Source organism: Plantactinospora sp. ZYX-F-223 (genome assembly GCF_039649625.1).
In the GTDB taxonomy this organism is placed as follows: Bacteria; Actinomycetota; Actinomycetes; order Mycobacteriales; family Micromonosporaceae; genus Plantactinospora.
The window spans coordinates 37318-58170 of record NZ_JBDJAV010000005.1; the positions used below are offsets into that span (position 1 = coordinate 37318).

Genomic DNA, 20853 nt, shown 5'->3' on the forward strand with positions numbered 1-20853 from the left:
GCGACGCCCGCCGGGGTCAGCGCGACCGGAGCACCACGTCCTTGCTGAGGTCGCCCCAGCCGGTCTCCCGGGCCCGGGCGACGGTGTCGCGCAACTGCGACTCGTCCACCGGCTGCTCCCGGCCGCCCTGTTGCAGGGCGACCGCGAAGTTGGCGCAGAGGTATTTCAGCAGGTCGTCGTCGGCGTGCAGGATCTCGCAGATGCCGGCGGCCCGGCGGCGGTGGAAGAGCCCGGCCATCCCCGCCAGGGCGGCCTGCTCATGACCCTCGACGTCGATCTTGAACAGCAGCGAGTCGTCGTCGCCGAGCGCGATCCGCTCGTCGAGCCGGAAGCACTCCACCTCGACGCCCCGGTCGTTGTGCACCCGTAGGGAGGCGACGCCGGTGTGCTCGTGCAGATTGAGCCGGGCGGTACCGGACCGGTTGCTGGCGGCACCCGCGTGCAGCACGGTGCCCGGGTAGTCGCCGGTGGCCGCCGCGATCGTCTTGCGCAGCCAGGGGAGTACGGCCGGGTTCGGTTCGACGAGATGCAGTTCGCGCAGGCCGTAGTAGCAGGTCGAGAAGGCCACCTCGCCGTAGTTGGCGCCGACGTCGATCGCCACGGTGGGCCGGATCTCGGAGACCAGGCGCCGCCAGGCGGCCACCGCCTTCCGGTCGAGGTTTCCCTTGTAGACGGCGAGTTCGGTGCCCCTGATGTCGGTGTGGTCGGCGTGCAGTACGACGCCGATCTCGTTGCGGAACGCCCCTGCCCGGGTACGGAGGGCGATCCGGTGGGCGGCCCGACGGACGTGGTGGGCACCGGACTGGTGGTAGGCGCGGCGCAGCGTCGATCGAAAAGTTGGCATACCGTTGACCGTTCTCGCTGATCGTTGGGGGTTGTCACGCGTCCGGTGGGCCGCCGGCTCCAGCGACCTCCTCCAGTAGGGCCTGCTCCTCGGGCATGGTACGCAGACAATCACCTAGAGCAACAGTACTGATACTCAACGGAGTAATATGCGGAACCGTCTCGCGTTTTCCCTGGTAGTGCCCGGGACGCGGGACACTCCCGGCGCACCCGGTCGTACGCCGCACAAACCCCGTTGTCAGGCGCTGTTCCGTCGGGCCCGTGAATCTGCCCGGGGGTCCCCGCCGGGCGGAGCCGTCCCACCCCACCGACCGATCCGGTCGGAAAGCCGACACCGGTCCGCCCGGCGCCCGGGCGGCGGAGAGCCGGGCCGGACGCGCCGACGACTCGCCAGAGCCTCCCGCCCGATCGCGGCGATCCGGGGGTGCCGGGGCGGCGTACGGGAGACGATGGCCGCATGCGGGCAGTGCTGATGCGGCGACACGGCGGACCGGAGGTCCTGGAGATCGTGGACGCCCCGACGCCGCAGCTCGGCGCCGGTCAGCTCCTCGTCGACGTCGCCGCCGTCGGGGTCAACTTCACCGACGTCTACCAGCGGCAGGGCGTCCAGCCGTATGCGGGCGACCTGCCGGCGGTGCCGGGGCAGGAGGGCGCCGGCACGGTCGCGGCGCTCGGGCCCGGGGTCGAGGGTTTCGCGGTGGGCGACCGGGTCGCCTGGGTGAGCGTGCCCGGCGGGTACGCCGAGCAGGTCGCGATCCCGGCCGAGCGGGCGGTGCCGGTACCCGAGCACGTCGACTTCCCGGTCGCGGCGGCGGCGATGATGCAGGGGCTCACCGCGCACTACCTGTCGCACACCACCCATCCGGTGACGGCTGGCGAGCCGGTCGTGGTGCACTCGGCGGCCGGTGGGGTCGGGCTGCTGCTCACCCAGCTCGTCAAGCTGCGCGGTGGCGTCGTCGTGGGCACCACCTCGACGGACGAGAAGGCCGAACTGGCCCGTCAGGCGGGCGCGGACCACGTCGCCCGGTACGACACGTTCCTGGACACCGTCCGCGAGGTGACCGGTGGTGCCGGTGCGGCGGTCGTCTACGACGGGGTCGGCCGGACCACCTTCGACGACAGCCTGGCCGCGCTGCGCCGCCGTGGCCTGCTGGTCGCGTACGGCGCCAGCAGCGGGCCGGTACCGCCGTTGCAGACCGAGCGGCTGGCCGCCGGAGGCTCGCTCTATCTGACCCGGCCAACCCTGCCGCAGCACATCGAGAGCCGCGCCGAGTTGCTCGGTCGGGCCGCCGACCTGTTCGGCTGGATTGACGCGGGGCGGCTGTCGATCCGGATCGGCGCGACGTACCCGCTCACTGACGCGCCCCGGGCACATGCCGACCTGGAAGGCCGGCGTACCAGCGGCAAGTCGCTGCTGCTGCCCGGTTGAGTCCGGTGACCGGCGGCCGGCTGGCGCTGTCGCAGGGCCGGCCCGGGGCTGGCCAGAGGAGTCCGGTGGAGAGACTGTAGAGCTGGGTGCACAGCCGGGGCACCTGATCGCCGTGGATTCGGTGTCGCGGGCCGGGCGCACAAGGGGGCAGCTCGACAGGCTCGCGAACAGGTACTGGTATCGGCCGGCGGACGTGGCCGTTCGGGAGAGATCGACGCCCGTCCCGACCTGCGGCACGTACGCCACCAGATCGGGGTGCTGGCGCCGGTCGCGCACTCGTTCCTGATTCCCGACAACCACCTCGGCCGGGGAGAGCCCGGCGTTCGCCGGGCTGCCGCCGTTCCGGGTCGGCGTGGCTGCCGGTCTGCGCCGGCTGCCGAGCTGGAAGCGCACCGCCGACCTCGTGTTCGCCGCGGCTGGAGGGCCGGGGATAGCGCTGCGCAGCCGGAGTGACTCGGCAGGTGGAGTGACTCAGCAGGTGGAGTGGAAGAGGCCGCCCGTCGGCTCCCGGGCGGCGAGGCTGTTGTAGAGCTCGACGGCCTCGTCGGTCCGGGCCACGTGCACCTCGGCCGCCCGTTCATGGAGGAACCGCAGCGTCGCCGGGTCGACCCGGAGCCGCCCGTCGAAGCCCTCGGCGAGCACCACCCGGGTCGCCCCGTTGTCGAGCAGTTCCTCGACGTCCGCCGGCTGGATCCCGGGCTCGTGCCGGGTGCCGGTCTCGGTCCAGTCCCAGGGCCGGCCGCCACCGGGATAGAGCTTGAAGTCCTTGCCCTCGCCGAGCCCGTCGACCACCATCCGGCCCCAGGAGATCTCCTGGATCCGCGGCGACCGGGCCGGCGGCACCGTCTCCTCGGTGAGGTCGGTGACGTGCCGCAGGACCACTGCGGCGAGCTGTTCGGCGTCCGGGTCGAGCGGGTACGACCCGTGCGGGATCGCCACCACCCGCATCCCGGCGGCGGCCGCCGAGCGTACCCCGTTGCTGGAGTCCTCGATCGCGACGCAGCGGTCGGCCGGCACGCCGAGGCGCTGCGCGACCGCGAGGTAGGCGTCCGGGGCCGGCTTGCCCCGGGCCACCTCCTCGGTGGAGAGCGTCGCCCGGAACTGGTCGGTCAGCCCCATGGCGTCCAGCGCCACGTCGATCAGCCGGCGCGGGGACGAGCTGGCCAGTCCGAGCGGCCAGTGCCGGGCGATCCGGCGGACCACCTCGGGCGCGCCGTCGATCACCGGCAGGTGGCTCTGGTATTCCTGGGCCATCTGGTCGACCACGTCGGTCGCGATCTGCTCGGCACTGCCGGGTACGCCGAGTTCGCCGAGGTAGCGGGCCCATTCGCCGGTGCTCATCCCCATCAGCCGGCGCTGGGTGTCGGGCTGCCACCGGCCGCCGGAGGCGTCGACGTGCCGTCGGCGGACCCGCTCCCAGACCGGTTCCGAGTCCACCAGTACGCCGTCCAGGTCGAAGACCACCGCATCCACCACGCCTCCATCCTGCCCCAGTCGCGCGCCGCCGGCCGTACGCGCGGCGCGGCCATCCCGGATCCAGCCTAAGCGGATTATCTTCAGATAAGGGGCTAACGCCCCCTGGCAGGTGTTGACAGTCGCGTATGCCACCGGATAGGTCCGGCGAGCCGTCCTTGAAACTATTCATGCCCGAACACCATGCGCGGCACGCTGGCCTGCGCCGGCCGGATTGGCCGCCAGGGTAGCGGCTGGTCCGGCTCTTTTTGCTGGTCGAGTCGGGTATCGGACCAATGTTCCTGACTGGTCACTCAGATTCGGAATGATGTCGACATTGACGTCGATCATCATCTGGGGGCGGACATGGGACGGTGGACGGCGACGCGGACTCTGCTGGCGACCGCGCTGGGCGTGACCGGAGTGCTGCCGCCCGCCCCACCGGCCGGCGCCGCGCCGTCGCCGTACCGACCGGACGGGGCGGTGGTGCGGGCCGCCGTCCCGGACACCTGCCCGGACGGCGGGGCCGGATGCGTGGACGACACGATCGCGCGGCTGCGGGAGCGGTTCGCCGCGCTCGGCCGGTCCTGCGGCCACCACGCCACCTTCACGCTCGCCTACCTGCGGACCACCCAGGGCTTCAAGTGGGGGCGGGACCAGGACGGATACTTCGCCGACAACGCCTGGGTCAACCGGGAGGGCGCGCTCTTCGCCGAGTACTACTACCGGGCGTACGACGACTGGGCCGCCGGGCGGCGCTCCACCGTACCGGGAGCCTGGCTGGCCGCCCTGGACGCGGCCCGGTCCCGCCGGCTCAGCGGGGCCGGTGACCTGATGCTCGGGATGAACGCGCACATCAACCGGGACCTGCCGTACGTGCTCGAACGGGTCGGACTGACCGCGCCGGACGGCAGCAGCCGCAAACCCGACCACGACAAGGTGAACGAGATCCTCGCCGCCGTGATCGACCCGCTGCTCGCCGAACTGATCGCCCGGCTCGACCGGGAGGGCTTCGACACCGGCATCCCGACCAGCGCCGCCCTCGGGCTGCTGGTCAGTTGGCGGGAGCAGGCGTGGCGCAACGCCGTACGACTGGCGGGCGCCCGTACCCCCTTCGCCCGGACCCTTGTCGAACTCGACATCGAGTCCAGCGCGGTGGCGATCGCCACCGGACTCGCCACGCTGACCAGCTACGTCCCGCCGTTCACCGGGCCGGAGCCCCGGGCCGCCCACTGCGCCGAGCGGAACGGCACTCCGCCGCCGGTGGCGTACCCGTTCGGCCTGCCGCCGGCGTACTGACAGCGGCGGAGCGGTCAGGCGGTCTTGCGGGGCGCCTTCTTCGGGGCGGCCTTCTTCGCCGCGGCCTTCTTGGCCGTACCCGACTTGGTCGCCGCCTTCTTCGCTCCGGCCGCCTTCTTCGCCCCGGTGGACTTCTCCGCCGTCTTCTTGGCCGCCCTCTTCGCGGCCGGGGTGGCCTTCTTCGCCGCGGCCGCCTTCGCGGACTTGGCGGCCGAGATCGGGGTGGGCTGCCCGGCGCCGGCCCCCGCCGGCTCCTCGCCCCGGGCGGCCCGGGCCCGGTCCACCGACGCGCGCAGCGCCGCCATCAGGTCGACCGCCGCCGCCGGCGCCTCCTCGACCTCCTCCGGCTGCACCACCTCCCGGCCCTCGACCTTGGCGTCGATCACCTCCTGAAGGGCGGCCCGGTAGTCGTCGGTGAAGATGTCCGGCTCGAACTCGCCGGCCATCGAGTCGATCAGCGAACTCGCCATCGCCAGTTCCGGCGGGCGCACCTTGATGTCCTCGTCCAGGAAGCCGAAGTCGGGGCGCCGGATCTCGTCCGGCCAGAGCATGGTGTTGAGCAGCAGTACGCCCTCCCGGACCCGCAGGGTGGCGAGCTGTTCCCGCTGCCGCAGCGCCACCTTCACGATGGCCACCCGCTCCGAGTCGGTCAGCGCGTCCCGGAGCAGCACGTACGGCTTGGCGGCCGCACCGTCCGGCTCCAGGAAGTACGCCTTGTTGTAGAGGATCGGGTCGACCTGCTCGGCCGGGACGAACTCCAGCACGTCGATCGCGTGCGAGGTGCTCAGCGGCAGCTCGGCGAAGTCCTCGTCGGTGAGGATGACCATCTCGCCGCCGCCGATGTCGTATCCCTTGGCGATGTCGTCGTAGCTGACCTCCTCGCCGTCGATCGAGCAGACCCGCTTGTAGCGGATCCGGCCCCCGTCGGTGCGGTGCACCTGGTGGAACCGGATGTCTTTCTCCTCGGTCGCCGAGTAGACCCGTACCCCGATGGAGACCAGCCCGAACGAGACGGCTCCGCGCCAGATAGCCCGCATGATCTGAGTACCTTCCCCTCTCCGGGCGGATATTCACCCCGTCGAGTGAAAAGTGCCCCCCGAGCAGCCGGTACCCCCGCCATGCCGGTGCGGACGACCGGTTCGATCCAGGATCGCACCGGATCGAACCGGACGCGAGTGTTTCGGCGCGGACCTAGAGTGAGGATCGTGCCCGGCACCCCGGTCAAGCCGATGCTCGCGGTCACCGGGGAGCTGCCCGCAGGCCCCGGCTGGGTGCATGAGTTCAAGTGGGACGGGGTACGGGCGATCTCCGACTTCGCCGGTGGCGAGCTGCGGCTCTACGCCCGATCCGGCGTGCAGATCACCGCCGCCTATCCGGAGCTTGCCGCGCTCCGCGCCCAGCTCGCCGAGCGAGGGCTGGCCGACGTGGTGCTGGACGGCGAGGTGGTGGTGCTGACCGAGCAGGGGCAGCCGTCGTTCACCGCGCTGGCCGAGCGGATGCACGTCCGGGAGCCGGCCCGGGCCGCCCGGCTGGCGGCGAGCCTGCCGGTGACGTACATGATCTTCGACCTGTTGCGGCGGGACGGGACGGACCTGACCGGGTGGCCGTACCGGCGTCGCCGGGAGGCGCTGGAGGCGCTCGGCCTGGCCGGGCCGCGCTGGGCGGTACCGCCGGTTTTCCCGGACGGCCGGGCGACCTACCAGGCAGCCGGCGAGCACGGGCTGGAGGGCGTGGTGTCGAAACGGGTCGACGGGGTCTACCGGGCCGGGGTCCGGTCGCCGGACTGGGTGAAGGTGAAACTGGAGATCACCGACGACTTCGTGGTCGGCGGCTGGCGGCCCGGCGTACGCCGGATCGGCGGGCTGCTGGTCGGGGTGCCGGCGCCGGACGGCGGGCTGGTCTACCGGGGCCGGGTCGGCGGCGGGATCGGCGCGGCGATCGAGCGGGAGCTGCTGGCCGTGCTGGAGCCGCTGCGCACCGGCGTCTCGCCGTTCGTAACCCCGGTGCCCCGGGAGGATGCCCGGGGCGCGATCTGGGTAACTCCGCAGATCGTGGTGGAGGTGAAGTACGGCCAGCGCACGCCGGACGGCCGGCTGCGGTTCCCCCGGATCCGCCGGCTGCGCACCGACAAGACCGTGGCGGACGTCGATGGCGCGTGAACAGCGGGTACGGGTCGAGGTCGAGGGCCGGAGCCTTGAGCTGTCCAACCTGGACAAGGTGCTCTATCCGGCGTCCGGGTTCACCAAGGGTGAGGTGATCGACTACTACACCCGGGTCTCCGAGGCGCTGCTGCCGCACCTGCGCAACCGGCCACTGACCCGGATCCGCTACCCGAACGGGGTCGACGGCGCGTTCTTCTTCGAAAAGAACGCCCCGGCCAGCACCCCGGACTGGGTACGCCTGGAGCGGCTGCCGTCACCCGGCTCGTCCAAGGACCGGGAGGAGTTGGACTACGTCGTCTGCGACGACCTGCCGACACTGGTCTGGCTGGCCAACCTCGCCGCACTGGAGCTGCACACCCCACAGTGGAAGGTCGACGCCGACCCGGACCTGATGGTGATGGACCTCGACCCGGGTGCCCCGGCGGGGCTGGCCGAGTGCTGCGGCGTCGCCCTGCTGATCCGGGAGCGGCTGGCCGCCGACGGCGTCGAGAGCTACCCGAAGACCTCCGGCCGCAAGGGCATGCAACTGCTCTGCCCGATCTCGGGCCGGCAGTCCGCCGACACCGTCTCCGGGTACGCCCGGCGGGTCGCCGACGAGCTGGCCCGGGAGGCGCCGAAGTCGATCACGGCGCAGATGGCGAAGCGACTCCGCCCCGGCAAGGTCTTCATCGACTGGAGCCAGAACAACGCGGCGAAGACGACCGTGGCGCCGTACTCGCTGCGGGCCCAGCCGGTGCCGTCCGCCTCCACCCCGCTGCACTGGGCCGAGGTCGAGGCCGCCGCCGAGGGCGAGCCGGGCGCCGTCCGCCAGTTTCCCGCCGCCGAGGTGCTGGACCGGATCGAGGAGTACGGCGACCTGCTGATCGAGCTGCTCGACGGCGGCCCGGAACTGCCGATGAGGTGAAGCCGATCTGAAGCCGGTGCCTGGCACCCTCGACGCGTCTGTGCCGCACAGCTCTGTACGGGGGGAAACGTGCCGTCCTTCAAGGCCGATCCGGCGGTCATCCGCGAGTTCGGCGCCGCGCTCACCGACCTGGTCAACGACTCGGTGGGCGCACAGCAGTACAACGACAAATGGCTGGAGATCAGCGGCTCGTCCGGACCGCTGTTCCAGACGGTCTTCGACGCCGTCGCCTCGATCAGGGGCCAGCTCCTGCTCTCCTACGCCCAACTCGAGAACGTCCTCCGGCTCTCCGCCGAGGAGGTCGAGCGGGTCGCGCACTTCTACGAGACCACGGACGCGGCAGCGGCCGCACAGCTCGACCAGACCTACTGAGCGCGGGCGGAGAGGAGGGACGACCGGCATGGCCGACCCGTTGGACGAACTGATCGACCCGAAGGTCGAGGATCCGATCCCGGACAAGCTGGAGAACTACCTCGGCCTGCCGCAGTACATCAGTCCGTCGTACTGGGTGGGCGAGGCGATGAACCTCGTCTTGGGCACCAACCCCTTCCAGTGGGCTGCCGAGCAGTTCACCGGCGACTGGCAGGCGGTGCAGACGGCCGGCAAGGCGGTGCAGACCTTGGCCGCCTTCAACGAGGCGTGCGCGAGCGCCCTCAACTCCGCGGTCGCCGTCGTCGGGTACGGCTGGGAGGGCAACGCCCGGGACGCCGCCGACGAGTACTTCAGTGGCGTCGTGCAGGTGCTCAGGGGCCAGATCGGCGTTCTCGTCCAACTCGGCTGGCAGTTGGACGTGACGGCGTTCAGCGTCTACGAGACGGCCGGTGCCCTGAAGGGCCTGCTGGAGGGGCTCGGCGACCTGCTGATCGCGATCGGCATCGAGATGGCCGCGACCGCCGCCTCGGCTCCCACCGTCATCGGCCCGATCCTCGGCGGAGCCAGCATCGCGTTCACCGCCAGTCAGGCCGTCGCGAAGTGGCAGGCGATCCTGAGTGTGCACAACGACATCTGGAACCTCGTGCAGACGTTCAGCGGGGTGGTCGCCGGCCTGCTCGGCGAGGTGAGCGACACCAGCCTGCCGCTCCTGCCGGCGAGGGAGTACGACCACCCGGCAGTACGGCCGCCGGCCGAACCGCCCGTTTCCCACCACCGCGAGTGAGCCGGAGCCGCAGATGAGACCACCGAAGGACGACGAACCGCTGCTCGACGTCGCCGGGGGCGACCCGGCGCTCTCCCACCGGCTACGCGACTCGCTGAAGATTCTCAGCGAACGGACCGACGACCCGGAGTTCCGCCGGCTGGTGGCCGACGTGCTGGCCGGCCGGCGCGGACTACGCGACATGGCGACCTCGCCGGTCTTCGCCTCGGCGCTCAACCCGCGGCTGGAGCAGTTCGCGCGGCGCTGGGCGGAGACCTCCGAGGAGGAGAAGGCCGAGCTGGCCGCAGAGGGCGAGCGGGAACTCGCCGCGCTGCGCGAGCAGTTGGCGCGGGAGCGCCGCGACCGCGAACGGTGGTGGCGCGACCACCCCGACGGGTACTGAGCCGCTCCCGCCCCGCTCAGTCGACGCTGGGCAGCGGCGGGCCGAGTACGTCGTCGGCGTCGACGATCGTGTACGCGTACCCCTGCTCGGCGAGGAAGCGCTGCCGGTGCGCGGCGTACTCGGTGTCGATGGTGTCCCGGGAGACCACCGTGTAGAAGTGCGCCTGCCGGCGGTCCGCCTTCGGCCGGAGTACCCGGCCGAGCCGCTGCGCCTCCTCCTGCCGCGACCCGAAGGTGCCGGAGACCTGGATCGCCACCGCCGCCTCCGGCAGGTCGATGGAGAAGTTGCCGACCTTGGAGATGACCAGGGTGGAGATCTCGCCGGCCCGGAACGCGTCGAAGAGCCGCTCCCGCTCCTTGTTGGTGGTCGAGCCCTGCACGATCGGCGCGTCCAGCGCCTCGCCCAGCTCGTGGAGCTGGTCGATGTAGCCGCCGATCACCAGCACCTGGTCGGAGGAGTGCCGGTCGACCAGGGCCTTCACCACCGGGAGCTTGGTCCGGGCGGTCGCCGCCACCCGGTAGCGCTCCTCCGGCTCGGCGACCGCGTACGCCATCCGTTCGGCGTCGGTCAGCGTGACGCGTACCTCGGTGCAGTCCGCCGGGGCGATCCAGCCCTGCGCCTCGATGTCCTTCCACGGCGCGTCGTACCGCTTCGGGCCGATCAGCGAGAAGACGTCGCCCTCCCGGCCGTCCTCCCGGACCAGGGTGGCGGTCAGGCCGAGCCGGCGCCGGGCCTGGAGGTCGGCGGTGAACCGGAAGATCGGCGCCGGCAGCAGGTGCACCTCGTCGTAGATCACCAGGCCCCAGTCCCGGGCGCCGAACAGGTCCAGGTGGGTGAAGGCGCCGCCGCGCCGTGCGGTCAGCACCTGGTACGTCGCGATGGTGACCGGACGGATCTCCTTACGCTCGCCGGAGTATTCCCCGATCTCCTCCTCGGTCAGCGAGGTGCGGGCGATCAGCTCCCGCTTCCACTGCCGGCCGGCGACGGTATTGGTGACCAGGATCAGCGTGGTCGCCTTCGCCTCGGCCATCGCGGCGGCCCCGACCAGGGTCTTGCCGGCCCCGCAGGGCAGCACCACCACGCCCGACCCACCGGCCCAGAAGGTCTGCACCGCCTCCCGCTGGTACGACCGCAGCTCCCAGGCAGGCCGCCCGTCGGTGCCCTCGGTGGCCAGCTCGATCGGGTGCGCCTCGCCGTCCACGTAGCCGGCCAGGTCCTCGGCCGGCCAGCCGAGCTTGAGTAGCGCCTGCTTGAGCCGGCCCCGCTCGGACGGGTGCACCACCATGGTGTCGTCGTCCACCTTCGCGCCGAGCATGCCGGCGAGCTTCTTGCTCTTGGCGACCTCGATCAGCACCATCCGGTCCACCGCCCGCAGCACCAGGCCGTGCGTGGGATGCGCGACGAGTTGCAGCCGGCCGTACCGGTCCATCGTCTCGGCGACGTCGACCAGCAGCGCGTGCGGCACCGGATAGCGGGAGAACCGCAGCAGCGCGTCGACCACGCCCTCGGCGTCGTGCCCCGCCGCCCGGGCGTTCCACAGGCCCAGCGGGGTCAGCCGGTAGGTGTGCACGTGCTCCGGCGAGCGCTCCAGCTCGGCGAAGGGCGCGATCGCCATCCGGCAGGCCAGCGCGTCCGGGTGGTCGACCTCCAGCAGCAGGGTCTTGTCCGACTGCACGATCAGTGGTCCGCCGCTCACGCCGCACGCCCTTCCGTTCCAGGTCGGGCGTCCCACGCGCCGACCCTCCAGTCTTGCACGATGGATAACGAACCGGAAAAATTCTTCACCTGGCGCAACCGAAGCGGTACTCCCGTGCGTCTAGCTGTCGACGGCTTCTGGGGAGGGCAGATGGTACTGACGCGTCTCGGCACCGGTCTGATCACTCTAGTGGCAGTCGCCCTGTTCGGCGCCGGTGCGTGCGCGTTTGATCCGCAGTCGGACCAGTCGGGAGCCGCCGGGGGGCTCACGCCGGTCGGGGCGGAGGACGCAACGGGGGCGAGCGCGCCGCCCGCGCCGGATCAGGGAGCAGCCACCCCCAGCCCGCGTACCACCCGGGGCAAGCCCGCGCCGACGACGTCGCCGCGCACGAAGGCGCCGACGAAGAAGCCGACCCGCAGCAGCTCGCCGAAGCCGCCGGCCGGCTGCCCGCAGGGCGAGCGGCAGCGCGAGGTCGAGGGCTACCTGGCCCGGCTGGGCGGGTTCGGCGAGGTCACCGTCGACGGCCGGCAGTCGGCCGCCGACTGCACCGCGATCAAGAAGTTCCAGCGCCGCTACGACATCCGGCCGGCCGAGGGCCGGGCCGGCCCGACCACCGCCGACGTGGCCCGGCGACTGGCCCGCACCGACACCGGCAGGTGCAGGACCGGCAGCGGTACGACATTCTGCGTCGACCTGACCCAGCAGACCGTCTGGGCGATGCGCGGCGGCAAGGTGGTGATGCCGCCCACCGTCACCCGCACCGGCATGTCCGGGTACGCCACGCCGGCCGGCACCTACAGCATCAACTTCCGGAACACCAAGGAGTGGTCGGACCCGTACGAGGTGTGGCTGCCGTACTGGCAGCGCTTCGTCGGCGGGATCGGCTTCCACGAGACGACGACGTACCTGCACAACAAGGCGATCGGCTCACACGGCTGCGTCAACCTGCTGCCGGGTGACGCCCGCCGGATGTGGCAACTCGGCAAGGTGGGGACCCGGGTGCACGTGATCGGTCGCCGGCCGGGCACCTGACGCGACTTCGGCCGGTGAACCTGTCATAACCGCCGGCCAGGTGCGAGTCTGGACTCTCGGGCAGACCGCGGTGGTGGGAGGTTCGCAGATGACGGTCGACGGCGAGGTGAGGTCCGAGACAGACCCCCCGATCGCCCCTCCACCCGTCCCGGCGCCCGTCTCCCGGGCCACCGTGCTGGCGTACGCCACCGTGGCGGTGCTGCTGGCCAGTTGGGTGCTCTTCGGCTGGCTGGTGCAGCAGCAGGGCTTCGTCGACTCGCTCGGCGAGGGGCTCGGCGCCGCCTTCACCCTGCTGCTGATCGTCTCCGTGGTCGGCTCGGTCCGGCAGCACCGCCGCGACTGAGTCACGCCGGACGGGTCACTCGTCCAGCACCGCCGCCGTGATCCGGTGCAGCGCGAAGGTGTGCAGCATCTCGGTGCGCTCGTCCTCGGCGCGCAGGTAGCCGGCGCCGATGGAGACCGGCCGGACCAGCCGGGACGCGGTGGCGCCGTGCGCGTCGACATAGCCGACCCAGACCAGCGCCTTGTCCCGGACCGCCTGCTGGAGTACGGCCAGCGCCTGGGTGTGCGCGTGCGCGGTCGGCATCCCCGGACCCGCCCCGCCCGGCCGCCCCGCGCCCCGGACCGTGCTCGGCGCCCGCCGCGCTGCCCGGGCCGCGGCGTCACCCCGGCGGATCTGCTCCACGATGCCGAGCAGCCGGGGCGGGCTCAGTCTCGGCGTCGCCAGTGGATCGGCGACCCGGTTGGCGACCGAGCCCCGGGCCGGCGCCCGGCGTACCTTCGGCCGGGTCAGCACCGTCGCGCCGGTGGCGTCCTCGGAGACCGGCGCGTACCCGGCCTCGCGCAGCGCGGCGAGCAGCCGCCCCACCAGGTGCGGGGTGGTGAGTACGGTCGGCGCCAGCCGGCGCAGCGACATCGGGGCGAGCCGGCGGTCGGCGAGTACCTCGGTCAGCAGCGCCTCGTCGTCACTGCGCAGGTACGCCCCGGCCGACCCGACCCGGAGCCCGCCGTGCTTGCGGGCCACGTCGTCGATCAGGTACGTCAGCCCCTGCGGTACCGGCGTCCGGGACCGGCGCGTGAAGAGCGCGTGCAGGTCCTCGGCCGCGTACCCGGCGTCCAGCGCCCGGCGCACGCTCGCCCCGGTGACCCGGTACACGCTGGCCCCGCCGGCCGACTCGTGCTCGGCCACCGTCGCCAGTTCGGCCGCGACGGTCGGCTCCGGCGGCCCCGGCACCACCACGGTCAGGTCGGCCTGCACCAGGAAGTGGTCGACCGGCGCCGGCAGCAGCGCGTCCAGGGCCCGGACCGCGGCGGAGCCGCCCCCGGCCGCACCGTCCGCGTCCGGCCGCACGCCGAGCGGATCGTCGCCGGGCTCGCCGGGCCGGGTCTCCCCGGCGGTCCACTGGGCCAGCAGCAACCGGCCGTACGTGGTGAGCGCGCCGAGCCCGGTGACGCCGAGCAGTGCCGCCTCGGCCAGTACCTCCCGCTGCCCGGCCTCCCGGCCCAGGCTGCGCCGGGGTGAGCGCCAGGCGAGCAGGTCGACCACCTCGTCGACGCTCGGCGCCGCCCCGGGTTCCAGGTCACCGAGGACGTCCAGGACGGCCCGACGCACCGCCGGTACCCCGGCCCGCTCCGCCTCGGCGGAGAGTACGGTGATCGGCCGGTCCCGGTCGTCGCGCTGGCCGACCAGCCCCACCTGGCGGGTCATGGTGAGCCAGGCCCGGGCCAGGTGCTCCCAGCGGTGTGCCAGCGAGCCGTCCCGCCAGCCCTCGTAGCCGGCGGCCGGCAGCATCTGCTGGTCCGCGCCGTTGCGGGTGGCGGCACCGGGCAGGTCCAACTCGCCGAGCAGGCCCGCCGCGTACGCCACCTCCAGCAGCAGTGCGGCGGTCGACTCGTCCAGCCCGGTGGCCCGGGTCAGCCGGCGCAGGTCGCGTACCCCGAGCCCACCGGAGCGGAGCACCGGGGCGGGTTCGACGGCGAGCTGTTCGAGCAGCGCCTCGGCGTGCCGTACCGCCTCCATCGCCTGGCCGGCCCCGGCGGAGTCGGCGGCCTTCGGCTCCCGGGCCGTCCCGGCCACCGTCGGCGGGGTGGGACGGAGCGGGCCGAGCGGGCCGGACTCGCGGCGCAGCAGCAGGCCGATCTCCCGGGGCAGTTCGACGGCGGTCGGCTTGCCGGCCAGGCCGCTGGGCTCGGTGACCGGCACCAGCAGGCGGTTGTCGACCAGCCAGGAGACCGGGGCGGCGGCGCCCTCGCCGGGCGGGGCGGCGGCCGGCAGCGTGCCCACCGGGGGCCCGGCGGCGAGCCGGTCCAGGATCGCCCGGGCCGGCGGCGGCGCGGCCAGCAGGGTCCGGCGCAACCGGGCCGGGTCCGCGACCAGCGCCGCCGTCTCCGGGTCCAGCTCCGCGGCCGGCCGGCCCAGCCCCGCCGGGTACGGCGAGCAGACCTCGTCCACGCCCGGCACGATCCGCAGGGACTCCTCCGGCCCGTACAGCAGGAAGAGCGCCCGGAGCCGGTCGACGGCCGACCGGATCGCGGCCCGGTCCACCCGGCGGCCGGTCCCGGCGACCAGAGTGAGGATCGTCTCCGTGGCGGTTTCGCCATGATCTGGGTCACGGGTGAGCCGCGCCGCGTCCAGGATCCGCAGGGTGAACTCGTCGAGCCCGTCCAGGGCCCGGGCCACCGACACCCGGGACTGGGCGCGGACCGCCAGGGCGGACAGATCGGTCGGTACCGGCACGACGAGGTCCGGACGCAGCCGGAACAGGGCGGCCAGCGCCTCGTCGGGCAGCGCCCGCAGGTGGTCGGCGAGTGTGGTCATCGTCTTTCCACGCTATCCGGCCAGGCGCCCGTCGTGCGCGCCGGACGCCGAGCGGAGCCGAGGGCGGTTTCCGCCGAGCGTGCGATCATGGCGGCGTGACTGCCGCAGCGGTCGGGTTCGACCTCGACATGACCCTGATCGACACCCGGCCCGGGATCGCCGCCGCCTACCGGGCGCTGACCGCCGCCACCGGGGTGTACGTCGACGCCGACGCCGCGGTCTCCCGGCTCGGCCCGCTGCTCCGCACGGAACTGCGGAACTGGTTTCCGGCGGAGCGGCTGGAGGAGGCCGTCGAGCTCTACCGGTCGCTCTATGCGGAGTACGCGATCACGATGTCCCGGCCGCTGCCCGGCGCGGTCGAGGCGCTGGCCGAGGTACGGGCGGTGGGCCTGCGGGTGGTGGTGGTCACCGGCAAGTACGGCCCGCTGGCCCGGCTGCACCTGGAACACCTCGGCATGCAGGTCGACGAGCTGGTCGGCGAGCTCTTCGCGGCGGAGAAGGCGGCCGCGTTGACCACGCACGGCGCGGAACTCTACGTCGGTGACCACGTCGCCGACATGCTCGCGGCGCGGACCGCCGGCATCCCCGGACTCGGTGTCACCACCGGCTCGCACGACGGCGACGAGCTGCGGGCGGCCGGCGCCGACCTGGTGCTCGCGGACCTTACCGGATTCCCGCAGGCGCTCCGGCGGTTGATGCGGCTAGCCTTGTGAGGACAGAAATCTCATCAGGGGAGTCGAGGTCTTCAGGTGCCGACGGGTCGAGTGAAGTGGTACGACGCGGCCAAGGGATACGGGTTCGTCACCAGTGACGAGGGTGGCGACGTATTCCTGCCGAAGGGCGCGCTGCCGGCTGGTGTCACCGACCTGAAGGGCGGCCAGCGGGTCGAGTTCGGCGTCGTGGACAGCCGCCGGGGCGCGCAGGCGCTCGGGGTGAAGCTGCTGGACGCGCCACCGTCCATGGCGGAGCTTCGCCGCCGGCCGGCGGAGGAGCTGCACGGCCTGGTCGAAGATATGATCAAGGTACTGGAGGCGAAGGTCCAGCCGGACCTGCGCCGGGGCCGGTTCCCCGACCGGAAGACCGCGCAGACGGTGGCTCAGCTCGTCCACGCGGTCGCCCGCGAACTGGAGATCTGAGGAGTCAGTCCGGCGGCCGACGCGCGGCCGAGCAGGGCGTCGACCGCGGCCTGGCCCTCGGCGCCCAGCTCGGCGGTGAACTCGTTGACGTAGAGCGCGATGTGCCGGTCGACCACGTCGCGCTCCATCTCCTGGGCGTGCGCGAGCACGTACTCCTCGGTGCCGGCCGGGTCGGCCCAGGCCCGGCGTACCGAGTCGCGGATCCAGCCGGTTGCCTCGGCCGGGTCGACGGAGCCCTTGCGGGCCAGGATCGCGCCGAGCGGGATCGGCAGGCCGGTGTCGGCCTCCCACCACTCGCCGAGGTCGACCAGGGCGGTCAACCCGTGCCGGGGGTACGTGAACCGCGCCTCGTGGATGACCAGCCCGGCGTCGTACCGGCCGGCTGCCACGCCCAGCATGATCTCGTGGAACGGGACCACCTCGATCCGCGCCGGCGGTCGCTGCGCCGACCAGAGCCGGAACAGCAGGTACGCCGTGGTCCGGTCGCCGGGCACCGCCACGGTCGCCCCGGTCAGGTCGGCGCTGCGGCCCGTCCGGTCTCCCCGGGTCAGCACCAGCGGTCCGCAGCCACGGCCCAACGCCCCGCCGCAGGGCAGCAGGTGGTAGTCGTCGAGCAGCCAGGGCAACGCCGCGTAACTCACCTTGACCAGGTCGTACGCCCCGCGTTCGGCGGCGGTGTTGGTGACGTCCACGTCGGCGTAGGTCACGTTGACCGCCGGGGCGTCGGGCACCAGCCCGTGCACCAGGGCGTGGAACACGAAGGTGTCGTTGGGGCAGGGCGAGATCGCCAGGGAGAGCGGCACGGGTCCCACGCTAACCCCGGCCGCTCCCGCCGCCATCCGGCCGTCCGCGACCGGTTGGCTAGCTCACGTCCGCTTGGTTAGCTCACGTCCGCCGCCGCCCCCTGAACACCCTCGCCCGGAGACTGTCGAGCTGGGTGCATGAGCGGGGCGGTGGTGGTTGGTGTGGGGGCGGTCGAGCTGGGTGCATGAGCGGGGCGGTGGTGGTTGGTGTGGGGGCGGTCGAGCTGGGTGCATGAGCGGGGCGGTGGGGTCTGGGCCCTGGTGGGTGGTTGGTGCGGGGGCTGTCGAGCTGGGTGCACAGACGGGGCGGGTGGTCTCGGCGAACCGGTGGTGGTCGGTGCGGCGGTGGACCCCGGGTGCACAGGCGGGGCAGCTCGACAGTCTGCGGAACGACATGGCACCGGTCCGGTGCTGGGTCCGGATCAACCCGCTGTCCACGGGTTTATCCACAGCCTGGTGCCGTTATCCACAGGTCGACGATGCGGGCTGGCGGACTCGACCGGGGGCCGGAATTATCGATGCCCATGACGGGGCAGGGTGACCCGGTCGACCTGGGCGGACTGCTCCGGCAGCTCCGCCGGCAGGCCGATCTCAGCCAGCGTGAGCTTGCGGTCCTGGCGGGGGTGCCGAAGAGCACCATCTCGCGGATCGAGGCGGGGCGGGCCCGTGATCCGAAGTTCCGCACGGTCGAGCGGCTGGTGCTGGCCGCCGGCGGCACGTTCGGGCTGGACGGCTTGCCTCCGCATCCGCACGAGCACCGCCGCGACCAGGGTGGCCGGCGCTATCCCGCCCACCTCGACGTGCGGGACGTGTACGGGCCGAAGGACTGGCCGGGAGCCTGGTGGGCGCACTGGTACACGCTGCCGCCCGAGCGATGGCCGCTCAGGGTGCCGGAGGCGACCTTCGACCTGTGCCGGGATCGGCGCGACCGGCGACGCTGGCGCGAGGAGGTACGCCGTCTGGTGCGGCTGCGTCCGGTGACCGAGGGCCTCCCGTCCGGTGGCTGGCAGTGGGTGGCCGAGTTGCCCGACGGCGGGCTGGTCGGTGAGCTGCGGGCCCACCTGCGCGGGCGGCATCCGGTCGAACTCTGCTCCCTGGCCGAGCCAGACCGGGAGGTGGTGCTGGACGGGATAGTGGTCGTCGCGGAGTGCCGGGGGCTGGGCATCGGGCGTCGACTCGTCACCGAACTGCTGGCCGAGATGGATCGGGCCGGGATCCGGGTCGCCCAGGCCATCACCGAGTTCGACGGCGTGGAGTTCCTGGTCCGCTGCGGGTTCCGGCCCGAGTCGAGCCGGCCAGTGCGGCTGACCCTGCACCGCCCTGACTGACGAGCAGCCCGGCGCAACCGGTCCAGCCCGGCGCAACCGGTCCAGCCCGGCGCCACGGTCGGCTCAGAGCTTCGGGCCGACCGTGGCGAAGGCGGCGGTCAGGGCGGCGAAGGCGTCGCCGATCCGCCACGCGGAGCGGTCCCGGGGCCCGATCGGGTTGGAGATCGTACGCAGCTCGGCGAAGGGGAGTCCGGCGCTGACGGCGGCGGTGGCCACCCCGTACCCCTCCATAGCCTCGGCCACCGCGTCCGGGTGCCGGGCCAGTAGGGCGGCGGTGGTCGCGGTGGTGCCGGTCACGGTGTTCAGGGTGAGGACCGCGCCGGTGACCGCCTGCGGCAGCCCGGACCGGAGCACGTCCAGCAGGGCCGGGTCGGCAGGCACGGTGGTGGTGCCGAAACCCAGCTCGTCGAGGGTGAGGAAACCGTCCGGCGATTCGGCGCCGAGGTCGGCCGCGACGCTGCGGGTCGCGACCACGATCCCGCCGACCGGAGCCCGGCCGGGAAAGCCGCCGCCGATGCCGGCGCTGAGCACTCCCCGGTACGGTCTCCCGGCCGCCTCGGCCAGCGCGATCAGCCGGGCGGTGCCGGCGGCGGCCGCGGCCGGGCCAACCCCCACCGGCTCTACGGTGACCGCGTCGGCGACCAGGCCGGCACGTACCGCCTCGGCCTCGGCCGCGACGGCCGTGACCACGAGTATCGCCTCGCCCACTACTTCCCCCGGGTTTCCCGGCGCGAGCCCTCCTCGCCCGGCCCGGAGCCGGGTACGGCGGACGACGGCCGGTAGATGTGGTAGCCGGGGGGCGCGAGCTGCGCGTCCTCGTCGCTTTCCGCCGCTACGTCGCTGGCCGGCTCGTCGGCGTCCGGGCGGTGGGCCACGGGGGCCGGGGAGGTGGGCGCCGAGTTGTCGCCGGTGGGCGCCGGGTCCTCGCCGGATCGCCGGTCGTCGGGCTGTTCGCCCTCGGCCATCGCCCGTCCGGACAGCCGCTCGCCGCGCAGCCGGGTGGCGACGACGAACGCCCAGACGGTACCGACGGCGGCGAGGCCGGTGAGCAGGCCGACCCCGAGCCGGCCGTCCAGCGGTACCAGGCCGAGCCCGCCGCCGGCCACGAAGGCCAGCATCAGCACCGTCTCGGAGTGCGCGAACCCGGTGGCCCGGAGCCGCTCCGGGACCCGTTCCTGGATCGAGGCGTCGACGGCCAGCTTCGCGATGCCGCTGATCACGGCGGTGACCAGGCAGAGCAGGGCGACCAGCAGCAGCGAGAACCGCAGTGTGGCCAGTACCCCGACCCCGGTCACCGCCACCAGGCCGGCGGCCTGGAGCACGACCGGGCGGTGGATGCGCAGCCGGGTACCCAGGGCGGTGGCCAGGAACGTCCCGATGCCGAGACCGGCGCCGACCACCCCGAGCGCGACCTCCGCGCCGTGCTGGCGGCCGAAGAGTTCGGTGTCCAGGTCGCCGGCCTTGATCGCGAAGGCGAGGAAGAGCAGCAGGAAGCCGTAGACGCCGCGCAGGACGGCACTGCCGACCAGGGCACTGATCACCAGCCGGCCGCCGGGGCCGCTGCGGCTGAGTGCCCGTTCCCGCCCGTTCCGGCCGGGGCGGAGCGCCTGGAAGGCCCTGGGCACCGTCTCCGGCGGGTCGGAGTCGGCCCGGGGTGGCAGGCGCAACGCGATCACCATGCCGACCAGGAAGATCACCGAGGCGACCCGGAGCGGCCACTGTGGACCGAACCAGAACGCGGCCAACCCGATCGGCAAGACCACGCCGCCGGCGATCGAGCCGTACACGCTGGCCCGGGCGCCGGCCTGGGAGAGTCCGATCCCCTCCGGCAGCAGCCGGGGCACCGCCGCCGACCGGGCCACCCCGTACGCCCGGGACAGCGCCAGTACGCCGAAGGCGGCCGGATAGAGGCCGAAGCCGTGGATGTAGTCCGAGATCAGCCAGGCCAGGAAGGCCCGCCCGAGCATGGTGGCGGCCAGGGCGTAGCGGCGCCCGTGCCGGAAGTGATCGAGCAGCGGCCCCACCACCGGGGCGAGCAGCGCGAACGGCACCATGGTGATCAACAGGTAGAGCGCGACCTTGCTCCGTGCCTCGCCCAGCGGGGCGTTGAAAAAGATCGTCCCGGCCAGGCCGATCGTGATCAGCGTGTCGCCGGCACACGAGGCGGCGTGCAGGTCGAAGAGCCGGACCATCCCGGTCTCGCCGCCGGCGCCCTTGGCGCGTACCCGGGCGACCCGGCGGGTCGTCCAGCGGGCGCTGCCGAGCGAACCCCGGAAGAGCAGCCTCACGGCCCGGATCGCCGTACCGACGACACGCCCGGGGACCGATCGCCCAGAGCGGGTGAACAACGGCATGAGCATCATCCTCGCCCATCCGGTCGACGACCGTCGGATCTGTGCCGAGATATCTCTGC

General features: G+C 73.0%; 20 protein-coding genes and 1 pseudogene. 12 read left to right on the forward strand and 9 right to left on the reverse strand.

The window, feature by feature from the left end:
* Window positions 1-16: 16 nt before the first annotated feature.
* Window positions 17-844 carry an FkbM family methyltransferase gene (locus AAH979_RS06555; RefSeq protein ID WP_346257125.1) on the reverse strand — a complete coding sequence of 276 codons (828 nt, stop codon included), beginning with the start codon at window positions 842-844 and terminating at the stop codon, window positions 17-19.
* A gap of 456 nt (window positions 845-1300) precedes the next feature.
* Between AAH979_RS06555 and AAH979_RS06560 the strand changes: the two genes are divergently transcribed.
* The gene (locus AAH979_RS06560) at window positions 1301-2272 is read left to right on the forward strand and encodes a quinone oxidoreductase (RefSeq protein WP_346257126.1); all 972 of its coding nucleotides are present in this window, start codon (window positions 1301-1303) and stop codon (window positions 2270-2272) included.
* Window positions 2273-2743: 471 nt separating this feature from the next.
* Here AAH979_RS06560 and AAH979_RS06565 read toward each other — a convergent pair whose 3' ends face one another.
* Complete coding sequence (locus AAH979_RS06565) at window positions 2744-3115, reverse strand: Mth938-like domain-containing protein (RefSeq protein WP_346257329.1); 372 nt, start codon at window positions 3113-3115, stop codon at window positions 2744-2746.
* A pseudogene (locus AAH979_RS06570) lies at window positions 3113-3748 on the reverse strand (HAD family phosphatase); the annotation flags it as partial. The gene AAH979_RS06565 and the pseudogene AAH979_RS06570, both read right to left, overlap by 3 nt.
* Before the next feature lie 342 nt (window positions 3749-4090).
* On the opposite strand from AAH979_RS06570, the gene AAH979_RS06575 reads away from it, so the two are divergent.
* Entirely contained in the window at window positions 4091-5023 is a 933-nt protein-coding gene (locus AAH979_RS06575) for a DUF5995 family protein (protein WP_346257127.1), read from the forward strand.
* 14 nt (window positions 5024-5037) lie between these two features.
* Here the strand turns inward: AAH979_RS06575 and AAH979_RS06580 are convergent, their stop codons facing one another.
* Entirely contained in the window at window positions 5038-6060 is a 1023-nt protein-coding gene (locus AAH979_RS06580; RefSeq protein WP_346257128.1) for a Ku protein, read from the reverse strand.
* A gap of 168 nt (window positions 6061-6228) precedes the next feature.
* Here AAH979_RS06580 and ligD (AAH979_RS06585) point away from each other — a divergent pair, with 168 nt between their 5' ends.
* The 5 genes from ligD (AAH979_RS06585) to AAH979_RS06605 all read left to right on the forward strand — a co-directional run bounded on the left by ligD (AAH979_RS06585) (window position 6229) and on the right by AAH979_RS06605 (window position 9627).
* Window positions 6229-7182, forward strand: a complete 954-nt coding sequence (ligD, locus tag AAH979_RS06585; RefSeq protein WP_346257129.1) for a non-homologous end-joining DNA ligase — start codon at window positions 6229-6231, stop codon at window positions 7180-7182.
* A complete protein-coding gene (ligD, locus tag AAH979_RS06590) occupies window positions 7172-8089 on the forward strand; it encodes a non-homologous end-joining DNA ligase (RefSeq protein WP_346257130.1) in 918 nt (305 codons plus the stop codon). The genes ligD (AAH979_RS06585) and ligD (AAH979_RS06590) overlap by 11 nt, the downstream gene beginning before the upstream one ends.
* 69 nt (window positions 8090-8158) lie before the next feature.
* Window positions 8159-8461 carry a type VII secretion target gene (locus AAH979_RS06595; RefSeq protein WP_346257131.1) on the forward strand — a complete coding sequence of 101 codons (303 nt, stop codon included), beginning with the start codon at window positions 8159-8161 and terminating at the stop codon, window positions 8459-8461.
* A 28-nt stretch (window positions 8462-8489) separates the two neighbouring features.
* Entirely contained in the window at window positions 8490-9245 is a 756-nt protein-coding gene (locus tag AAH979_RS06600) for a hypothetical protein (RefSeq protein WP_346257132.1), read from the forward strand.
* 13 nt (window positions 9246-9258) lie between these two features.
* Window positions 9259-9627 carry a hypothetical protein gene (locus AAH979_RS06605; protein ID WP_346257133.1) on the forward strand — a complete coding sequence of 123 codons (369 nt, stop codon included), beginning with the start codon at window positions 9259-9261 and terminating at the stop codon, window positions 9625-9627.
* 16 nt (window positions 9628-9643) lie between these two features.
* On the opposite strand, the gene AAH979_RS06610 is transcribed toward AAH979_RS06605, so the two are convergent.
* Window positions 9644-11323, reverse strand: coding sequence for a DNA repair helicase XPB (locus AAH979_RS06610; RefSeq protein WP_346257134.1), 1680 nt, complete (start codon window positions 11321-11323; stop codon window positions 9644-9646).
* 150 nt (window positions 11324-11473) lie between these two features.
* On the opposite strand from AAH979_RS06610, the gene AAH979_RS06615 reads away from it, so the two are divergent.
* Together AAH979_RS06615 and AAH979_RS06620 are read left to right on the forward strand one after the other, a co-directional pair.
* Window positions 11474-12355: a L,D-transpeptidase family protein gene (locus AAH979_RS06615; RefSeq protein WP_346257135.1), complete on the forward strand. Its 882-nt coding sequence runs from the start codon at window positions 11474-11476 to the stop codon at window positions 12353-12355.
* Window positions 12356-12443: 88 nt separating this feature from the next.
* A complete protein-coding gene (locus AAH979_RS06620; RefSeq protein ID WP_346257136.1) occupies window positions 12444-12698 on the forward strand; it encodes a hypothetical protein in 255 nt (84 codons plus the stop codon).
* Between the two features lie 15 nt (window positions 12699-12713).
* Here the strand turns inward: AAH979_RS06620 and AAH979_RS06625 are convergent, their stop codons facing one another.
* On the reverse strand, window positions 12714-15173 hold the full coding sequence (locus AAH979_RS06625) for a helicase-associated domain-containing protein (RefSeq protein WP_346257137.1): 2460 nt from the start codon (window positions 15171-15173) through the stop codon (window positions 12714-12716).
* A gap of 95 nt (window positions 15174-15268) precedes the next feature.
* On the opposite strand from AAH979_RS06625, the gene AAH979_RS06630 reads away from it, so the two are divergent.
* Window positions 15269-15886 (forward strand): HAD hydrolase-like protein, encoded by a 618-nt coding sequence (locus AAH979_RS06630; RefSeq protein WP_346257138.1) that lies wholly within the window; start codon window positions 15269-15271, stop codon window positions 15884-15886.
* Window positions 15887-15922: 36 nt separating this feature from the next.
* Window positions 15923-16309, forward strand: coding sequence for a cold shock domain-containing protein (locus AAH979_RS06635; protein ID WP_101368382.1), 387 nt, complete (start codon window positions 15923-15925; stop codon window positions 16307-16309).
* Here AAH979_RS06635 and AAH979_RS06640 read toward each other — a convergent pair.
* Window positions 16270-17112 carry a 1,4-dihydroxy-6-naphthoate synthase gene (locus AAH979_RS06640; RefSeq protein ID WP_346257139.1) on the reverse strand — a complete coding sequence of 281 codons (843 nt, stop codon included), beginning with the start codon at window positions 17110-17112 and terminating at the stop codon, window positions 16270-16272. The genes AAH979_RS06635 and AAH979_RS06640 overlap by 40 nt on opposite strands.
* 524 nt (window positions 17113-17636) lie before the next feature.
* Between AAH979_RS06640 and AAH979_RS06645 the strand changes: the two genes are divergently transcribed.
* Entirely contained in the window at window positions 17637-18440 is an 804-nt protein-coding gene (locus AAH979_RS06645; protein ID WP_346257140.1) for a GNAT family N-acetyltransferase, read from the forward strand.
* Window positions 18441-18503: 63 nt separating this feature from the next.
* Here AAH979_RS06645 and AAH979_RS06650 read toward each other — a convergent pair whose 3' ends face one another.
* Together AAH979_RS06650 and AAH979_RS06655 are read right to left on the reverse strand one after the other, a co-directional pair.
* Window positions 18504-19148: a futalosine hydrolase gene (locus AAH979_RS06650; RefSeq protein ID WP_346257141.1), complete on the reverse strand. Its 645-nt coding sequence runs from the start codon at window positions 19146-19148 to the stop codon at window positions 18504-18506.
* Entirely contained in the window at window positions 19148-20794 is a 1647-nt protein-coding gene (locus tag AAH979_RS06655; protein WP_346257142.1) for an MFS transporter, read from the reverse strand. The genes AAH979_RS06650 and AAH979_RS06655 overlap by 1 nt, the downstream gene beginning before the upstream one ends.
* Between the last annotated feature and the right edge of the window lie 59 nt (window positions 20795-20853).

What these genes read in the sequence shown, in the direction of transcription:
- AAH979_RS06615 (WP_346257135.1), top strand. Translation starts at nt 11,474, where the DNA reads ATGGTACTGACGCGTCTCGGCACCGGTCTGATCACTCTAGTGGCAGTC.
- AAH979_RS06620 (WP_346257136.1), top strand. Translation starts at nt 12,444, where the DNA reads ATGACGGTCGACGGCGAGGTGAGGTCCGAGACAGACCCCCCGATCGCC.
- AAH979_RS06555 (WP_346257125.1), bottom strand. Translation starts at nt 844, where the DNA reads ATGCCAACTTTTCGATCGACGCTGCGCCGCGCCTACCACCAGTCCGGT.
- AAH979_RS06645 (WP_346257140.1), top strand. Translation starts at nt 17,637, where the DNA reads ATGACGGGGCAGGGTGACCCGGTCGACCTGGGCGGACTGCTCCGGCAG.
- AAH979_RS06575 (WP_346257127.1), top strand. Translation starts at nt 4,091, where the DNA reads ATGGGACGGTGGACGGCGACGCGGACTCTGCTGGCGACCGCGCTGGGC.
- ligD (WP_346257130.1), top strand. Translation starts at nt 7,172, where the DNA reads ATGGCGCGTGAACAGCGGGTACGGGTCGAGGTCGAGGGCCGGAGCCTT.
- AAH979_RS06625 (WP_346257137.1), bottom strand. Translation starts at nt 15,173, where the DNA reads ATGACCACACTCGCCGACCACCTGCGGGCGCTGCCCGACGAGGCGCTG.
- AAH979_RS06605 (WP_346257133.1), top strand. Translation starts at nt 9,259, where the DNA reads ATGAGACCACCGAAGGACGACGAACCGCTGCTCGACGTCGCCGGGGGC.
- AAH979_RS06580 (WP_346257128.1), bottom strand. Translation starts at nt 6,060, where the DNA reads ATGCGGGCTATCTGGCGCGGAGCCGTCTCGTTCGGGCTGGTCTCCATC.
- AAH979_RS06560 (WP_346257126.1), top strand. Translation starts at nt 1,301, where the DNA reads ATGCGGGCAGTGCTGATGCGGCGACACGGCGGACCGGAGGTCCTGGAG.
- AAH979_RS06655 (WP_346257142.1), bottom strand. Translation starts at nt 20,794, where the DNA reads ATGCCGTTGTTCACCCGCTCTGGGCGATCGGTCCCCGGGCGTGTCGTC.
- AAH979_RS06600 (WP_346257132.1), top strand. Translation starts at nt 8,490, where the DNA reads ATGGCCGACCCGTTGGACGAACTGATCGACCCGAAGGTCGAGGATCCG.